General features: G+C 37.0%; 14 protein-coding genes. 10 read left to right on the plus strand and 4 right to left on the minus strand.

The window, feature by feature from the left end:
* Positions 1-9: 9 nt before the first annotated feature.
* A complete protein-coding gene (locus APB85_RS16530; protein WP_057480736.1) occupies positions 10-1,713 on the minus strand; it encodes a GMC oxidoreductase in 1,704 nt (567 codons plus the stop codon).
* Between the two features lie 149 nt (positions 1,714-1,862).
* Here APB85_RS16530 and APB85_RS16535 point away from each other — a divergent pair, with 149 nt between their 5' ends.
* The 9 genes from APB85_RS16535 to APB85_RS16575 all read left to right on the plus strand — a co-directional run bounded on the left by APB85_RS16535 (position 1,863) and on the right by APB85_RS16575 (position 10,885).
* On the plus strand, positions 1,863-2,876 hold the full coding sequence (locus tag APB85_RS16535; protein WP_057480735.1) for a sugar phosphate isomerase/epimerase family protein: 1,014 nt from the start codon (positions 1,863-1,865) through the stop codon (positions 2,874-2,876).
* A gap of 18 nt (positions 2,877-2,894) precedes the next feature.
* Positions 2,895-4,130: a nucleoside permease gene (locus tag APB85_RS16540; RefSeq protein ID WP_057480734.1), complete on the plus strand. Its 1,236-nt coding sequence runs from the start codon at positions 2,895-2,897 to the stop codon at positions 4,128-4,130.
* A 21-nt stretch (positions 4,131-4,151) separates the two neighbouring features.
* Positions 4,152-5,291: a Gfo/Idh/MocA family protein gene (locus APB85_RS16545; RefSeq protein ID WP_057480733.1), complete on the plus strand. Its 1,140-nt coding sequence runs from the start codon at positions 4,152-4,154 to the stop codon at positions 5,289-5,291.
* Positions 5,292-5,303: 12 nt separating this feature from the next.
* A complete protein-coding gene (locus APB85_RS16550; protein ID WP_057480732.1) occupies positions 5,304-6,359 on the plus strand; it encodes a sugar phosphate isomerase/epimerase family protein in 1,056 nt (351 codons plus the stop codon).
* A gap of 196 nt (positions 6,360-6,555) precedes the next feature.
* On the plus strand, positions 6,556-7,314 hold the full coding sequence (locus APB85_RS16555) for a DUF1080 domain-containing protein (protein ID WP_057480731.1): 759 nt from the start codon (positions 6,556-6,558) through the stop codon (positions 7,312-7,314).
* 225 nt (positions 7,315-7,539) lie between these two features.
* Positions 7,540-8,751 (plus strand): bifunctional alpha/beta hydrolase/OsmC family protein, encoded by a 1,212-nt coding sequence (locus APB85_RS16560; RefSeq protein ID WP_057480730.1) that lies wholly within the window; start codon positions 7,540-7,542, stop codon positions 8,749-8,751.
* Positions 8,752-8,849: 98 nt separating this feature from the next.
* Positions 8,850-9,449 (plus strand): superoxide dismutase family protein, encoded by a 600-nt coding sequence (locus APB85_RS16565; protein ID WP_057480729.1) that lies wholly within the window; start codon positions 8,850-8,852, stop codon positions 9,447-9,449.
* A gap of 102 nt (positions 9,450-9,551) precedes the next feature.
* The gene (locus APB85_RS16570; RefSeq protein ID WP_057480728.1) at positions 9,552-10,082 is read left to right on the plus strand and encodes an RNA polymerase sigma factor; all 531 of its coding nucleotides are present in this window, start codon (positions 9,552-9,554) and stop codon (positions 10,080-10,082) included.
* The gene (locus APB85_RS16575; RefSeq protein ID WP_057480727.1) at positions 10,082-10,885 is read left to right on the plus strand and encodes an anti-sigma factor; all 804 of its coding nucleotides are present in this window, start codon (positions 10,082-10,084) and stop codon (positions 10,883-10,885) included. The genes APB85_RS16570 and APB85_RS16575 overlap by 1 nt, the downstream gene beginning before the upstream one ends.
* Before the next feature lie 345 nt (positions 10,886-11,230).
* Here APB85_RS16575 and APB85_RS16580 read toward each other — a convergent pair whose 3' ends face one another.
* The 3 genes from APB85_RS16580 to APB85_RS16590 form a co-directional block, all read right to left on the minus strand.
* A complete protein-coding gene (locus APB85_RS16580; protein WP_057480865.1) occupies positions 11,231-11,929 on the minus strand; it encodes a LytR/AlgR family response regulator transcription factor in 699 nt (232 codons plus the stop codon).
* A gap of 81 nt (positions 11,930-12,010) precedes the next feature.
* Complete coding sequence (locus APB85_RS16585) at positions 12,011-12,325, minus strand: 2TM domain-containing protein (RefSeq protein ID WP_057480726.1); 315 nt, start codon at positions 12,323-12,325, stop codon at positions 12,011-12,013.
* Entirely contained in the window at positions 12,325-13,650 is a 1,326-nt protein-coding gene (locus APB85_RS16590; protein ID WP_057480725.1) for a 2TM domain-containing protein, read from the minus strand. Before APB85_RS16590 ends, APB85_RS16585 begins: the two co-directional genes overlap by 1 nt.
* 191 nt (positions 13,651-13,841) lie before the next feature.
* Here APB85_RS16590 and APB85_RS16595 point away from each other — a divergent pair, with 191 nt between their 5' ends.
* Entirely contained in the window at positions 13,842-14,276 is a 435-nt protein-coding gene (locus APB85_RS16595; protein ID WP_057480724.1) for a hemerythrin domain-containing protein, read from the plus strand.
* Positions 14,277-14,383: the final 107 nt, after the last annotated feature.

A 14,383-nucleotide genomic window follows, 5' to 3' on the forward strand; every position in this document is an offset into this window, starting at 1 on the left:
ACTCTAATTTTAAGCGTTAGATTTTTTGAAATTTTTTGAAGCATGGTCTGCTGCTCTTGCCGTCATAGCCATATAGGTTAAAGATGGATTTTGGCAGCCTGCAGAGGTCATAAAAGCCCCATCAGTTACATAAACATTTTTAACTGCATGCACCTGATTATTACCATTTAAAACCGATGTTTTTGGATCTCTTCCCATTCGGGCGGTTCCCATTTCGTGAATTCCAAGGCCCGGAGCACCAATATCATCATAGCCCTGTACATCTTTAAACCCGCCTTTTTCCAGCATCTCTACTGCCTGTGCTACCATATCTTCTCTCATTTTAAGTTCATTTTCCTTGAACTCTGCATCAAAAGTTACGGTTGGTAAGCCCCATTCATCGGTTTTATTATAATCCAGGGTCATTTTATTTTCGTGGTAAGGTAAGGTCTCTCCAAAGCCCATTAAGCCCATAGTCCAGCCGCCAGGTTTAACAATAGCTTCTTTTAATTCCTTTCCATAAGATGCTTCGGCAATACTTTCACTCCAATCTCCACGACCGGCACCTCCCTGGTAACCATAACCACGAATAAAACCAAGGTTACCGCTTCCGTTTATATTCCTAAATCGGGGTAAATAGATCCCATTAGGTTTTCTTCCTTTATAATATTGATCTTTAAAACCATCATATTTTCCAGAAGCACCAGCTTTAAAGTGGTGGTCCATTACATTATGTCCTAATTCTCCACTATCGTTACCCATTCCGTTTTCAAATCGATCAGATTTTGATTGCATCAGGATACTTGTAGAAGCAATGGCAGAAGCACAAAGGAAAATTACATTAGCTTTAAATTCTATTTTTTCTTTAGTTTCAGCATCAATTATTTTTACTCCGGTAGCCAATTTGGTTTCAGGATCGTAAACTACTTCGTGAACTACTGAATTTGGCCTTAAGGTCATATTACCAGTACGCTCGGCAGCAGGTAATGTAGAAGAATTACTGCTAAAATAGCCTCCGTAAGGACACCCGCGAATACATCTATTTCTAAACTGACAATTTGAACGCCCTTCAAATTTTTTATCGCCTGTAATATGCGCCACACGTCCCGCAGTTAAAACACGTCCGTCCGTAAAATTCTCGGCCATACTTTTTTTAAGGTGATCTTCCACACAATTTAAAGGCATCTGCGGTAGAAACTTCCCATCTGGCAACTGGCTTAAACCAAGATTCTCACCACTTACCCCGATAAAAGATTCTACATAATCATACCACGGAGCAATGTCTCTATAACGAATTGGCCAATCTACACCATGACCATCGGTTTTATTTGCAGTAAAATCCAGATCGCTTAAACGGTAGCTGTGCCTTCCCCACATAATAGATCTTCCGCCTACGTGGTATCCACGCATCCAGTCAAATCTTTTGGTTTCATTATAGGGATGCTTTATATCGTCTACAAACCAATGCGCACTAGCCTTATTCGTAGTATAACCTGTACGGGATTGTTTTTGCTGGCGTTTTTCTTCTTCACGCGTTAATTGTCCTTTGAACTTATAATCCCAGGGATCATCGTTCATGGTAGGATAATCTTCTATATGTTTAACCATACGCCCACGTTCCAGAACGAGGGTTTTAAATCCTTTCTCACTAAGCTCTTTCGCGGCCCAACCGCCGCTAATTCCTGTACCTACGACTATAGCATCATAAGTGTCATTTTCATAATAATTGCTCACTGTCTTGTAGTTAATTAATAATTTAGTTAATCGAATCCTCCCAAATATATAAATTTAAGGTTATAATTTTGCTTCTTTAAAAAAAAGTATACTTTTAAGATTCTAAAAAAATCGGAACATCACATTCTAGCAACTTTTAAATCTATTTTATGAAAATTACACCAACCAGATTTTTTCCCTTTTCACTTCTCCTTTTTTTATTTCTCGGAATTTATTCCTGTAAAGACCAAAAATCAGAAAAAGACAATATTGAAACTGCAGAAGTTGAAACCGAAGCAAATGCGGAGCCTTTCTTTAAACTTTCTCTCGCTCAATGGTCTCTTAATAAACCAATATTTGCAGGTGATTTAGATCCTATGGATTTTGCTGAAAGGGCAAATGAAATGGGTTTTGAAGGAATTGAATATGTTAGTTCTTTTTATGCTGAAAAAATTAAAAAAGCAGAAAATCCGGAAGAAGCTATGCAGAAGGTTCTGGATACTTTAAAAGCTAAAAGTGAAGAGTTTAATGTAGAAAATGTTTTAATTATGGTAGATGGGGAAGGTGAACTAGCCAGCCCTGATAAAGCAGAACGTGAGAAAGCCGTTGAAAATCATAAAAAATGGGTAGATGCTGCCAGTTTTTTGGGAGCTCACTCTATACGCGTAAATCTTTTTGGAAGTGAAGAGCCGGAAGAGTGGAAAACTTCAGCTACCGAAGGTTTAAAAGCTCTTAGTGAATATGCAGCTGAAAAAAATGTAAATGTTCTTGTAGAAAATCACGGTTACCTTTCTTCCAATGCTGAATTACTGGTAGAAGTAATTAAAGATGTAAATATGGAAAATTGTGGTACCCTACCCGACTTTGGAAATTTCTGTCTTAAAAGAGAAGGTGGAGAACGTTGGGAAGCCAAGTGTATTGCGGAGTATCCAAAATACCAGGGAATAGAAGAAATGATGCCTTATGCAAAAGCTGTAAGCGCTAAATCTTATGCTTTTAACGAAGAAGGAGAAGAAACTACATTAGATTATAAAAGAATCCTTAAAATTGTACAGGATGCAGGTTATACCGGTTTTGTGGGTGTAGAATATGAAGGTGAAGATTTATCCCCTGAAGAAGGCATTAAGGCCACCAAAGAACTTTTAATAGAAGTTGGCAGCGAGCTAAACACTAACAATAACTAAGAGAAGCCAGAGTAGATAATGAAAAGTTTAACCAGATTTCAACTATCAACCATGATGTTCCTCGAATTCTTTATTTGGGGCGGATGGTTTGTAACTTTAGGAACATTTTTAGGACAAAATTTAAGTGCCACCGGTGCCCAAACCGGGATGGCCTTTTCTACACAATCCTGGGGAGCAATTATCGCTCCCTTTATTATTGGTCTCATTGCTGACCGCTTTTTTAATGCTGAACGCATTTTAGGGTTTCTTCACCTTGTAGGAGCGGTTTTGCTTTATATGATGTTTCAATCGGAAGATTTTACTAATTTCTATCCTTTCGTTTTAGGCTATATGATTCTTTATATGCCTACCCTGGCATTGGTAAATTCCATTTCCTTTTACCAAATGACAGATCCTTCTAAACAATTTTCCAGCATCAGGGTTTTTGGAACTTTAGGGTGGATTGTTTCTGGAGTGGTAATTAGCCTGGTATTTGGCTGGGATTCTGCTATGGCGAGAGAAGAAGGAATGTTAAAATATACGTTTTTAATGGCTGCCGTTGCTTCTGCAGTTTTAGGTTTATTTAGTTTTACTTTACCTAAAACCCCGCCAAGCAGTAAAGGCGAGAAAGTAACCTTATCTGATATTTTAGGCCTGGAAGCACTTGCTTTACTTAAAGGTAGAAACTTTTTGATGTTCTTTATTTCATCGGTTTTAATTTGTATTCCTTTGGCTTTTTATTACCAAAATGCCAACCCATTTCTTTCTGAAGTGGGAATGAAAGATCCTACTTTTATGATGTCTATAGGGCAAATCTCTGAAGCACTTTTCCTTTTATTACTTCCTTTCTTTTTTAAGAAATTCGGCTTTAAAATTACTTTACTGGCTGGGATGTTAGCCTGGGTACTTCGGTATTTACTATTTGCTTATGGTAATGCAGGCGAGTTAGTTTATATGCTAATCCTTGGAATTGCACTTCATGGAATTTGTTACGACTTTTTCTTTGTTTCCGGGCAAATCTATACCGATTCTAAAGCGGGACCAAAAATTAAAAGTGCGGCTCAGGGCTTAATTACTCTCGCTACTTATGGTGTGGGAATGTTGATTGGTTTCTGGGTAGCAGGACAAATCAGTGACCTTTATTTAAATGCAGATGGTACACACGACTGGCAACAAATATGGATAGTTCCGGCAGGTTTCGCCTTTGTGGTAATGATAATATTTGCTATTTTCTTCAAAAATGAAGATATCGCGAAAAAGGATATTGAAATATAACCAAGCAAAAGATTAAAAATTATGGGTAAAAAGATAAAATTAGGAGTATTAGGCGGCGGCGGTGATTCCCTCATCGGGATCTTACACCGGGTAGCCTCTTCTATGTTTGATAAATTTGAATTTGTTGGTGGGGTTTTTAATCCCGATCACGAAGAGAGTAAAAAATTCGCTCAGGAATTAGGTATTGGAACCGATAGGGTTTATAAAGACCTGGATCATTTAATTGCTGAAGAAGCAAAATTGCCGGAAGATCAGCGCATAAAAGTCGTTTCTATACTTACGCCAAACTTCCTGCATTTTCCTATGGCAAAGCAGCTCCTGGAAAATGGCTTTAATGTCATTTGTGAAAAACCAATGACCACTTCTTACGAAGAAGCCAAAATTCTTGAAGATACTCTCAATAAATCAAAAACCATCTTTGCGGTAACTTATACTTATACCGGTTACCCTATGATTCGCCAAATGAAAGAAATGATCGCTGCAGGCGAGATTGGTGAAATCCAAAAGATAGACGTGCAATATTACCAGGGCTGGATAAATCCTATTATTCACGATAAAGATGAAAGAAACAGTATTTGGCGTCTTGATCCCGAAAAAGGAGGCATCAGTTGTTGTATTGGTGATATTGGTACGCACGCTTTTGATATGATAGAATATGTTTCAGGTCTGGAAGTAAAAGAACTTTTAGCCGATCTAAACTATGTATATTCAGATAATAAGATGGATGTAGATGGTACTGTGCTGCTGCGCTTTTCAGAATATGTAAAAGGAGTACTTAGATCGAGCCAGATCGCTACCGGAGAAGAAAATAATTTTGCGGTAAAGATCTACGGAAAAAAAGCCGGCTTAAAATGGGAGCAGGAAAACCCGAATTACCTTTACAAACTAGAAGACGGGCAACCTATGAAAGTTTTAAAACCCGGGCACGAATATAATTCGGCGCTTTCCTTAGACGGAACAAAATTGCCCCCGGGACATCCAGAGGGTATTTTCGATTCTATGGGAAATATCTACAAAGGAGTTGCTAAAGCAATTAATGGTGAAAAATATCATCCCGCAGAATTCCCTACTATGAAAGATGGAATACGCGGAATGAACTTTATTGAAAAAGTAGTAGACTCTCACGCCAAAGGAAATGTTTGGGTAAAATTAGACGCATAAAATTTTAGTAAAATGAAAACGATAAAAGGACCTGCGGTTTATTTAGCACAATTTATGGATACCAAAGCGCCATTTAATAGTTTGGATGGTTTGTGCAAATGGGCGTCAGATTTAGGCTATAAAGGAATACAAATTCCAACCTGGGAATCGGCTTTAATAGATCTAAAAAAAGCCGGTGAAAATAAAGATTACTGCCAGGAAATTAAAGGAAAAGTAGAGTCGTACGGATTAGTAGTTACTGAGCTTTGTACTCATTTGCAAGGTCAGCTTGTGGCAGTGCATTCGGCTTACGATACTATGTTCGATAATTTCGCGCCTAATGAAGTTAAAGGCAATCCAAAAGCGAGAACTGAATGGGCCGTAGAGCAAATGAAAAGTGCAGCCCGTGCCAGTAGGCATTTTGGCTTAGATGTACACGGTACTTTTAGTGGCTCGCTGCTTTGGCATACCGCACATCCCTGGCCGCAAAGACCGGAGGGTCTTGTAGAAATGGGATTCCAGGAACTCGCAAAACGCTGGACGCCTATTTTAAACGAATTCGATGAACAGGGTGTAGATGTTTGCTACGAAGTGCACCCGGGAGAAGATCTTCATGATGGGGTTACTTTTGAACGTTTCCTGGAAGCAACTAATAATCATAAGCGAGTAAATTTATTGTATGATCCCAGCCACTTCGTGCTGCAACAATTAGACTATATTTCTTATATAGATCACTACCACGAATTCATAAAAATGTTCCACGTAAAAGATGCCGAATTTAATCCTACCGGGAAAAAAGGTTCTTTTGGTGGTTATGGAGACTGGATAGATCGCGCCGGGCGATATAGACATCCCGGAGACGGTCAGGTAGATTTTAAAACTATATTTTCTAAGTTAACCGAATATGGTTGCGATGTTTGGGCAGTTCTGGAATGGGAATGCTGTATTAAATCACCAGACCAGGGAGCCCGCGAAGGCGCACCTTTTATCCAAAGTCATATTATTGAAGCTACCGAAAAGAAATTTGATGATTTTGCTGGAAGTGAAATAGATGAACAAAAACTAAAACGAATCTTAGGAATTAACTAATATATTCAGAGTAAACTACTTCGGTACAAGCTCACGAAACATTATTATTGAAATATATAATTTGATTTCGAAGCAAGCCTCGGAGCATTCAATCTCGATTATCGAGTAAAACCAGCATAGTGCTGGACGTAAGATCACGATTAAATTAATAATTACACGTGATAAATTCCCGCTAAAGGGTAAAAAAGAAAAGTAAATGAAGAAAAATATTTTAATTTTAGTAACTGCTGCAGTAATAGCTTCCGCCTGTAAATCTGATAAAAAAGAAAATAAAGCAGATGAAACCAGTACTGCTCAAGATACTACCGCAATGGCCATTAGCGAAGATAATTGGAACAAACTATTTAACGGCGAAAACCTTGAAGGTTGGAAAGCTTTTAACGCTGATTCAATTTCAGACCAATGGCAGGTAAAAGATAGTGTTATTGCTTTTACTCCGGCTGAAGGTGACCGTGAAGGTACTGAAAACCTTATTTCAGAAAAAACCTATACTAATTTTGAACTTTCCCTGGAGTGGAAAATTTCAGAAGGAGGAAATAGCGGAATTATGTGGGGAGTTCAGGAAAGTGAAGAGTTTTCTGAGCCTTACTTAACCGGGCCTGAAATTCAAATTTTAGATAATAAATTACATCCAGATGCTAAAAACGGTGAAGTTAGACAGGCCGGCGCACTTTACGATATGATGCCGCCAAGCGAAGATAAAACCCGTAATGCCGGAGAATGGAACAAAACAGTAATACGAATTAATCATAAAACCAATAAAGGTTCAGTTCGCTTAAACGGAACTCTAATCAATGAATTCCCGGTTCATGGAGAAGAATGGAGTAAATTGGTAGAAAACTCGAAGTTTAAAGACTGGGAAGATTTCGGGAAAAATAGAGAAGGCCATATTGCATTGCAAGACCACAGTGACGAAGTGTGGTTTAGAAATATTAAAATAAGGGAATTGGAATAAACCTGATTCCTATTTTATAAATAAGCTGATTAAAAATCAGGGGATATCGTCAAAATATTTTCTGATTTTTTAATCGGCTTTTTTGTTTTGGTACTTGCGCTAAACAATTTGTACATTTAATAAAATACCTCGCGGCATGTCCATGTCGCATTAAATCGAAAGATTTTTAGATTTCGAGGCAAGTCTCGGAAAATTAAACCTCGATTATCGAGTAAAAAATAAGCTATGAGAACTGAAAAAGTAAATTTCAAAAATAAGAATGGGGATGATTTATCGGGTTACCTGGAACTTCCATTAAACCAGGATCCTCATAATTTTGTTCTTTTTGCCCATTGTTTTACCTGCAATAAAAATTTCTTTGCCGCTAAAAATATAAGTCGAACTTTAGCACAAAACGGCTATGGGGTTTTACGTTTCGATTTTACTGGATTGGGAGAAAGTGAAGGTGATTTTGCTGACAGTAATTTTTCTGGAAATATCCAGGATCTTCTAGCTGCAGCCACTTACCTTGAAGAAGAATTTAAAGCTCCCAGCCTGCTCATTGGACATTCCCTTGGTGGCGCCGCTGTTTTATTTGCTGCTAAGGAATTGGAATCGGTTAAAGCGGTTACAACTATTGCCGCCCCATCTACTACTGCCCATGTTCAGCATTTAATTGAAAATAACGTAGACGAGATCGAAAAAAATGGAGAAGCAAAGGTGAATATTGGTGGAAGAAGTTTTAAAATCAAAAAGCAGTTTCTAGATGATATTGACAAGCATGAATTAAAACCTTACCTAAGTGAACTTAGAAAGTCACTTTTAATAATGCATTCGCCTCATGATAAAATTGTAAGTATTAAAAATGCCGAAGAATTATACATAGCGGCAAGACATCCTAAAAGTTTTGTTTCTTTAGATGGAGCGGAACACCTATTAGCTGCTGAGGGAGATGCTACTTATGCCGGCAACGTAATTGCTACCTGGGCTTCTCGATACTTAACAATTCCGAATAAAGAAATTCCTGAGTCTAATGCGGATGTGGTAGCAGGATTGGAAAAAGAAGATGCTTTTACTACAAGAATGAAAGCCGGAAATCATACTTTCCTTGCCGATGAACCTATAAGCGCCGGTGGAAAAGACTACGGCCCTACTCCATACCAGTTTTTATCCTCGGGGCTGGCTTCCTGCACGTCTATGACGCTTCAAATGTATGCTAAACGTAAAAAATGGCCATTGAAAGATGTGGAAACGCATGTTTATTACTCAAGAGAACATGAAAAAGACTGTGAGGACTGCGAAAATTCCAACTCTAAAATTGATACATTTAAAAGAGAGATCAAACTCTATGGCGATCTGGATGAAAAACAGAAAAAACGATTGCTAGAAATTGCAGACCGATGCCCTGTTCATAAAAGTTTAACTTCAGCAACAAACATAAAAACCAAATTAATCTAGACTGAAACCCGGTGTTTGTTAACCTATCCTTAAATCTTTGGCTATACAATGGGATACGATTAATTTAGTAATGTTAAATCTAAAAACCAATCCAGATTATGAAACGAATAAGTTTATCACTAGTATTTTGCGCCTCATTATTTATAATAGGTTGTAAAAACGACAAAAAAGAAAACGATACTGAAAATGCTGCCGAAACAGAAATGAATTCTGAGATGGACAACAGTATGGAAAAAGAAGAAGAAACTAAAGAGATCACGGTTTCTTTAGAACCAAAAAGCGGAAGCGATCTTGGTGGAGAAGTAACTTTTACTCAAGAAGATGGCGAAGTTACCATGGAAGCTACAATTACAGGTTTAGCTGAAGGACAGCACGCGATCCATATTCACCAGAAAGCAGATTGCTCTGCTGAAGATGGAACTTCTGCCGGTGGTCACTGGAATCCAACTAACGAAAAACACGGTAAATGGGGCGATGCTGAAGGTTATCATAAAGGTGATATTGGAAACTTTGAAGTTGATGCCAATGGAGAAGGAACTGTTAGTATGACTACCGATGAATGGTGTATAGGTTGTGACGATGAAAACAAAAATATTGTTGGAAAAGCTATAATTGTACACGATGGTGTAGACGATTATACTTCTCAACCTTCTGGTGCAGCAGGTACTAGAGTTGGATGTGGAGTTATAAAAATGTAACCTATATCACATAAGTTTTAATAAAAAGCGGCTAAATGCCGCTTTTTATTTTTTTCAAGGAAGAGATTTACATACTTTTACTGTGCAAGCCACAACTTCTTTATGCAACAAGACGCTTTAATTTTAGAACTTCAAAATGGTAACGAACGTGCCTTTGAACGTATTTACCATTTGTATTCAGAAAGCACCTACGGAATTATTTATAGTATAATTAGAGACGAAAAGATTGCAGAAGAAGTGCTGCAAGATGTGTTCTTAAAAATTTGGGACAAAGCACCAAGCTATAATTCTGATAAAGGCCGATTTTTCACCTGGATCTTAAATATTGCCCGGAATGCTTCTATTGATAAAATAAGATCAAAAGATTTTAAAAACGACCAACAAAACCTTAAGACCGATAACTTCGTAGATATATTAGAGGCTAAAACTAATTTCTCTGAAGCTGTAGATGCAATAGGACTCAAAAAATATATTGATGCCTTAAAGCCGGTTTGTAAAAAATTAATAGACTACCTCTTTTTTAAAGGCTATACGCAAAAGGAAACTTCAGAAGAATTAGACATGCCGCTGGGAACTGTAAAAACTCGGAATAGAATTTGTATCGATAAATTAAGAGCAATGGTAATTAAGTAATGGATATTCAAAAGTACATATCGTCTGGAATTCTTGAACTGTATGTTTATGGAGCGCTTTCTGAACAGGAAAGTCGTGAGGTGAGCCGTGTGCTTAAAAAATATCCTGAAGTTAAAACCGAAGTAGAAGAAATAGAAAAAGCATTACTTACACTTTCAGCTGCTACAGCTCCTAATAATACAGAGCATTTAATTGCTTCAATAAAAGAAAAATTAAGCAAGCCAACTGCAACTACCGCTCCGGTAGCGACTCCGGTAAGAACCATAAACTGGATCACTTATTCGGGTTGGGCAGCAAGTTTATTATTGCTTATTGGCCTTTTCATTTTCTTTAACCGAACCAATGACTTAAGAGAAGACTTGCAAGCTGCGAATGCCAGAAATGTTCAAATGGAAGAACAAATCGCAAACGCACGTGAAGATGCTGAAAAGGCAGAAGAATTACTAGCGGTTATAAGAGATAGAAACGTGCAGCGAATCCCGCTAAAAGGTCAGCAGGTAGCTCCTGAAGCCTTCGCTTCTGTCTATTGGAATACAGAAGAGAATACCGCTTATATAGACGCAAAAGATCTACCCGAACCGCCTAGAGGAAAAGTTTACCAGGTTTGGTCACTTACTATGCAACCTCTTACTCCTACCAGCATAGGTTTGCTGGCTGATTTTGAAGCCGATGATAATAAGGTTTTCAGTCTTGAAAACCAGAACCAGTCTGAAGCATTTGGAATTACCTTAGAACCTGAAGGTGGTAGTGAAACTCCAACAATGGACCAGTTATACGTTTTAGGATCTGTAGCTGCACCCTAATAATTACCTAAACACAGATAAGTTGCTGCGCTAGCAAATTTGAAAGAAAACAACTTCAGAGCAAGCACATCAGAGAAATTATTTAGAAATATAATTTTGATTTCGAAAAAAGACCGCTTGGATTCGCACGGGCCACGGAATATTTTAATTTCGATTTTCGAGTAAAAGATGAAGGTCTGCCATAATAATTATAGCAAACCTTCACATAACCAACCAAAAAAATAAAATTCGGAAAACCAGGGGGCTAATAAAAACGAATCTGCTTTTAGTTACCCAACTTTTCATAGATATTTACGTAAAAATTAGGCCCGCGGTTTTTATTTGCGCCAATTTTAACTTTTAGGTCTAGGAAATCCAGTTTTTGAAGTCTCGCACTCGCTCCCGACTAACAATAAGCTGAAATTCATTAAAAGCCTTCACTTTAATCTCCAGGCGACTATTGGTGTAGCTAATAATATCTTCTATACAGTCAATGTTTACAATAGATTTTCGATTAATTCTGAAGAATTTCTCAGGGTCCAATTCCTTTTCTAAATTTTCGAGCGAAACATCTACCGGGTAATTTCTCCCTGAAGTAGTAGTTAGATACGATGCCTTATTTTCAGAATAAAAACAGCAAATCTCGTTAGCAGGGATAATTTTTAGATGTTGGCCAACCTGAATCGTGAAACGGGTTTTATAATCTGGTTTACTTCCTGTTTCAAGAATTTTTCTAAAGGCGTTAAAATCTATTTGTGGTGAATTTTTGAGGTATTTTTCTTTAAATTTTGCCACTGCATTTGCTAATTCTTCCTCATCTATAGGCTTTAATAAGTAATCAACACTATTCAGCTTAAAGGCTTTTAGAGCATATTCATCGTAAGCCGTGGTAAAAATAACAGCGCTATTGATTTCTACCTTTTCAAAAATTTCAAAGGAAATGCCATCACTTAGTTGAATGTCCAGGAAAATAAGGTCTGGATGATCATTAGAATTAAACCAATTCACAGCTTCAGCTACAGAATGCAACATAGTCTCAGTTTCTATATTTAGCCTGGAGAGCATTCGTTGCAGCCTTCTTGCAGCAGGCTTTTCATCTTCGATAATTATAACTTTGGTCACAATAAGTTTTATAGGTTTATTATTCTATTTCCAGATCTTCTTTTTATCCTGATCCATTATTTCCTTGATTTTACGTTCTTCCCATTTCTTACCGAATATAAAATTAGGTCCGAAAACACTGGCCCAATGAGCAAACAATCCTATACCCCAGAAAAAGATGGTACTATAATTCGATAAATTGGATAAGCCGTTTATAAATCCTTCATCTTGAGTGGTCACAACAAAAATGGCAATATTTACAAATAAATAAACTACCAGGTGAACATAAAAGCCTTTAATATCCTTTACCCTTTTTTGAGCTGATTTATAACTAAAATTTTCTTTATAATTCGTTTTCATTATTTCCAGGATTTTGTTTTTAGTTTATCCTTATTCATTATTTCCTGAATCTTGCGCTCTTCCCACTCTGAACCATATCCAAATACTGAGAAACCATGAATTGTTACACCAATCCCCCATCCAAATAACGGGAACCAGAACCATTGGAAGCCCCAGTATGTGCTATAATTTATAAAAATTAAAAATGGGATCACCACGCAATAAGAGATCAAATTCCCATAAAATTCTTTCATCTCTTTTACTCTTTGCTTTGCTTTAAAATAAGCATTTTCCTCATTGATTTCGTTTGTTTCCATAATTGATATTTGTTTGGTTAATACTGGAATTTTTACTCTAAAAGTTTCTTCAGTTTGATCTATTAGTACTTTTCTCTGAGTAATCTCATTGTACCGATTTACAATATTTTGTAAACCCACGCCTTTTCTATTACTCAGTACTTCTTTTTTCTGATAATTGTTCTCGACTACGAGAAATTCGTCTTGTTCATAAATTTTTATCTTGAGGGGACGATTTTCACTTACAATATTATGCTTAATGGTATTTTCTAAAAGCAGCTGGAGGGAAAGAGGTACCACCTTAGCTTCCTCATTTGAAATTTCTTCGGGTATTTCAAATTCAATACTGTTTTCGAAACGCATTTTCAATAATTTCATATACGTACTGGCAAATTTCAATTCTTCCTCGAGACTCACTAACTCTTTATTTTTTTGCTCCAGAACATAGCGATAAATTTTAGACAAGCCGGTTGTAAATCGTTGCGCCTGGTCTGGATTCTCATCTATAAGTGAAGCCAACACATTGAGACTATTAAATAAAAAGTGCGGATCTAATTGATTTTTAAGTGCATCAAATTTTGCGGAAGCTGCCCCGGCAATTATTTTTTGCTCTTTTACTTTCTTTTCCTGTAAAGCTTTATAGAAATAAATAAGATGAAAAAACAGGGAAATAATGGTAGTAAATAGCAGCGGAAACAAGTATGTATACATTTTTTCGTTTGCTAAAAACTCTTGCAGCGGCACGCCTTCGTAGACCACATAATGCAGGACCCGACAAAGGAAAAATCCTATTAAAGTTAAAACTACAGCTCCAAAAGCTCCTAAAATCACCTTTTTTAAGGTGGCCTTTTCCCAGGTTATTTTTGCACCAAACCACCAGAAGTAACTGCCGTTAATGAAAGTGAGAATAAAACTATAAGCGAAAAAGAGAAACCAGGTTTCGAAACTCATAAATTTTTCCAGCTCAAAACCTCCAAAAACCAATTCTAAAGCAATAATGAGAATGGTGATCGCAAGACTAATTTTTAATATTTTCAGAAAAAATTTCATCGATTTTTATTTACAGAGCTAAGATGCGTGAAAGTAGTCTTCATTACTAATTAATATTTCTGAATTGTAGAAAAACGAAACTGAACCGTTAAATTCTTTAGAACCGATTTAAACTGCTTACGAAAAACTCTGGTTTAAATTTTCCTTAACATATAAATCAATAATTTAGAAGCTTAACCAATACCTAAATTATGAATATTTTTGAAGCTTTACGCCAGGAACATGAAATACAGCGAAACCTGGTCGCCAAACTGGTAGAAACCCACGGCGATACTCAGGAGCGCAAAAAGATCTTTGAGCAATTAAAACACGAATTGAAGATTCACGCTGATGCGGAAGAAAGGCATTTTTATATCCCACTGATCAAGAAAGACCTTACCCAGGAAAAGGCCAGACATAGCGTTGCAGAGCATCACGAGATGGATGAACTTATAGAGCAACTGGAAGATACAGAAATGGACGCTTCAAACTGGCTAAAGATAGCCAAGGAGCTTGAACATAAGGTAATTCATCATTTAGATGAAGAAGAACAGGAAGTTTTTCAAATGGCAGGGAAAGCATTAACCGATAACCAAAAGACTTCGCTTGCTTCAGACTATAATAAGGAAATTAAGAAAATGAGGTAATTCTAAAGAGTTTGACTCTAAACTTGATTGAGAGTGACATTTTTAAAAGCAAAAAAGCAGTAAGCGAGAGATTCACTTAACTGCTTTTTTTTCTGCTATATCCCGTT

Source organism: Salegentibacter mishustinae (assembly GCF_002900095.1).
GTDB classification, from domain to species: Bacteria; Bacteroidota; Bacteroidia; order Flavobacteriales; family Flavobacteriaceae; genus Salegentibacter; species Salegentibacter mishustinae.

Coding starts and splice junctions, on each gene's coding strand:
- APB85_RS16535 (WP_057480735.1), top strand. CDS start 1,863: ATGAAAATTACACCAACCAGATTTTTTCCCTTTTCACTTCTCCTTTTT.
- APB85_RS16540 (WP_057480734.1), top strand. CDS start 2,895: ATGAAAAGTTTAACCAGATTTCAACTATCAACCATGATGTTCCTCGAA.
- APB85_RS16545 (WP_057480733.1), top strand. CDS start 4,152: ATGGGTAAAAAGATAAAATTAGGAGTATTAGGCGGCGGCGGTGATTCC.
- APB85_RS16550 (WP_057480732.1), top strand. CDS start 5,304: ATGAAAACGATAAAAGGACCTGCGGTTTATTTAGCACAATTTATGGAT.
- APB85_RS16555 (WP_057480731.1), top strand. CDS start 6,556: ATGAAGAAAAATATTTTAATTTTAGTAACTGCTGCAGTAATAGCTTCC.
- APB85_RS16560 (WP_057480730.1), top strand. CDS start 7,540: ATGAGAACTGAAAAAGTAAATTTCAAAAATAAGAATGGGGATGATTTA.
- APB85_RS16565 (WP_057480729.1), top strand. CDS start 8,850: ATGAAACGAATAAGTTTATCACTAGTATTTTGCGCCTCATTATTTATA.
- APB85_RS16570 (WP_057480728.1), top strand. CDS start 9,552: ATGCAACAAGACGCTTTAATTTTAGAACTTCAAAATGGTAACGAACGT.
- APB85_RS16575 (WP_057480727.1), top strand. CDS start 10,082: ATGGATATTCAAAAGTACATATCGTCTGGAATTCTTGAACTGTATGTT.
- APB85_RS16580 (WP_057480865.1), bottom strand. CDS start 11,929: ATGCTCTCCAGGCTAAATATAGAAACTGAGACTATGTTGCATTCTGTA.
- APB85_RS16585 (WP_057480726.1), bottom strand. CDS start 12,325: ATGAAAACGAATTATAAAGAAAATTTTAGTTATAAATCAGCTCAAAAA.
- APB85_RS16590 (WP_057480725.1), bottom strand. CDS start 13,650: ATGAAATTTTTTCTGAAAATATTAAAAATTAGTCTTGCGATCACCATT.
- APB85_RS16595 (WP_057480724.1), top strand. CDS start 13,842: ATGAATATTTTTGAAGCTTTACGCCAGGAACATGAAATACAGCGAAAC.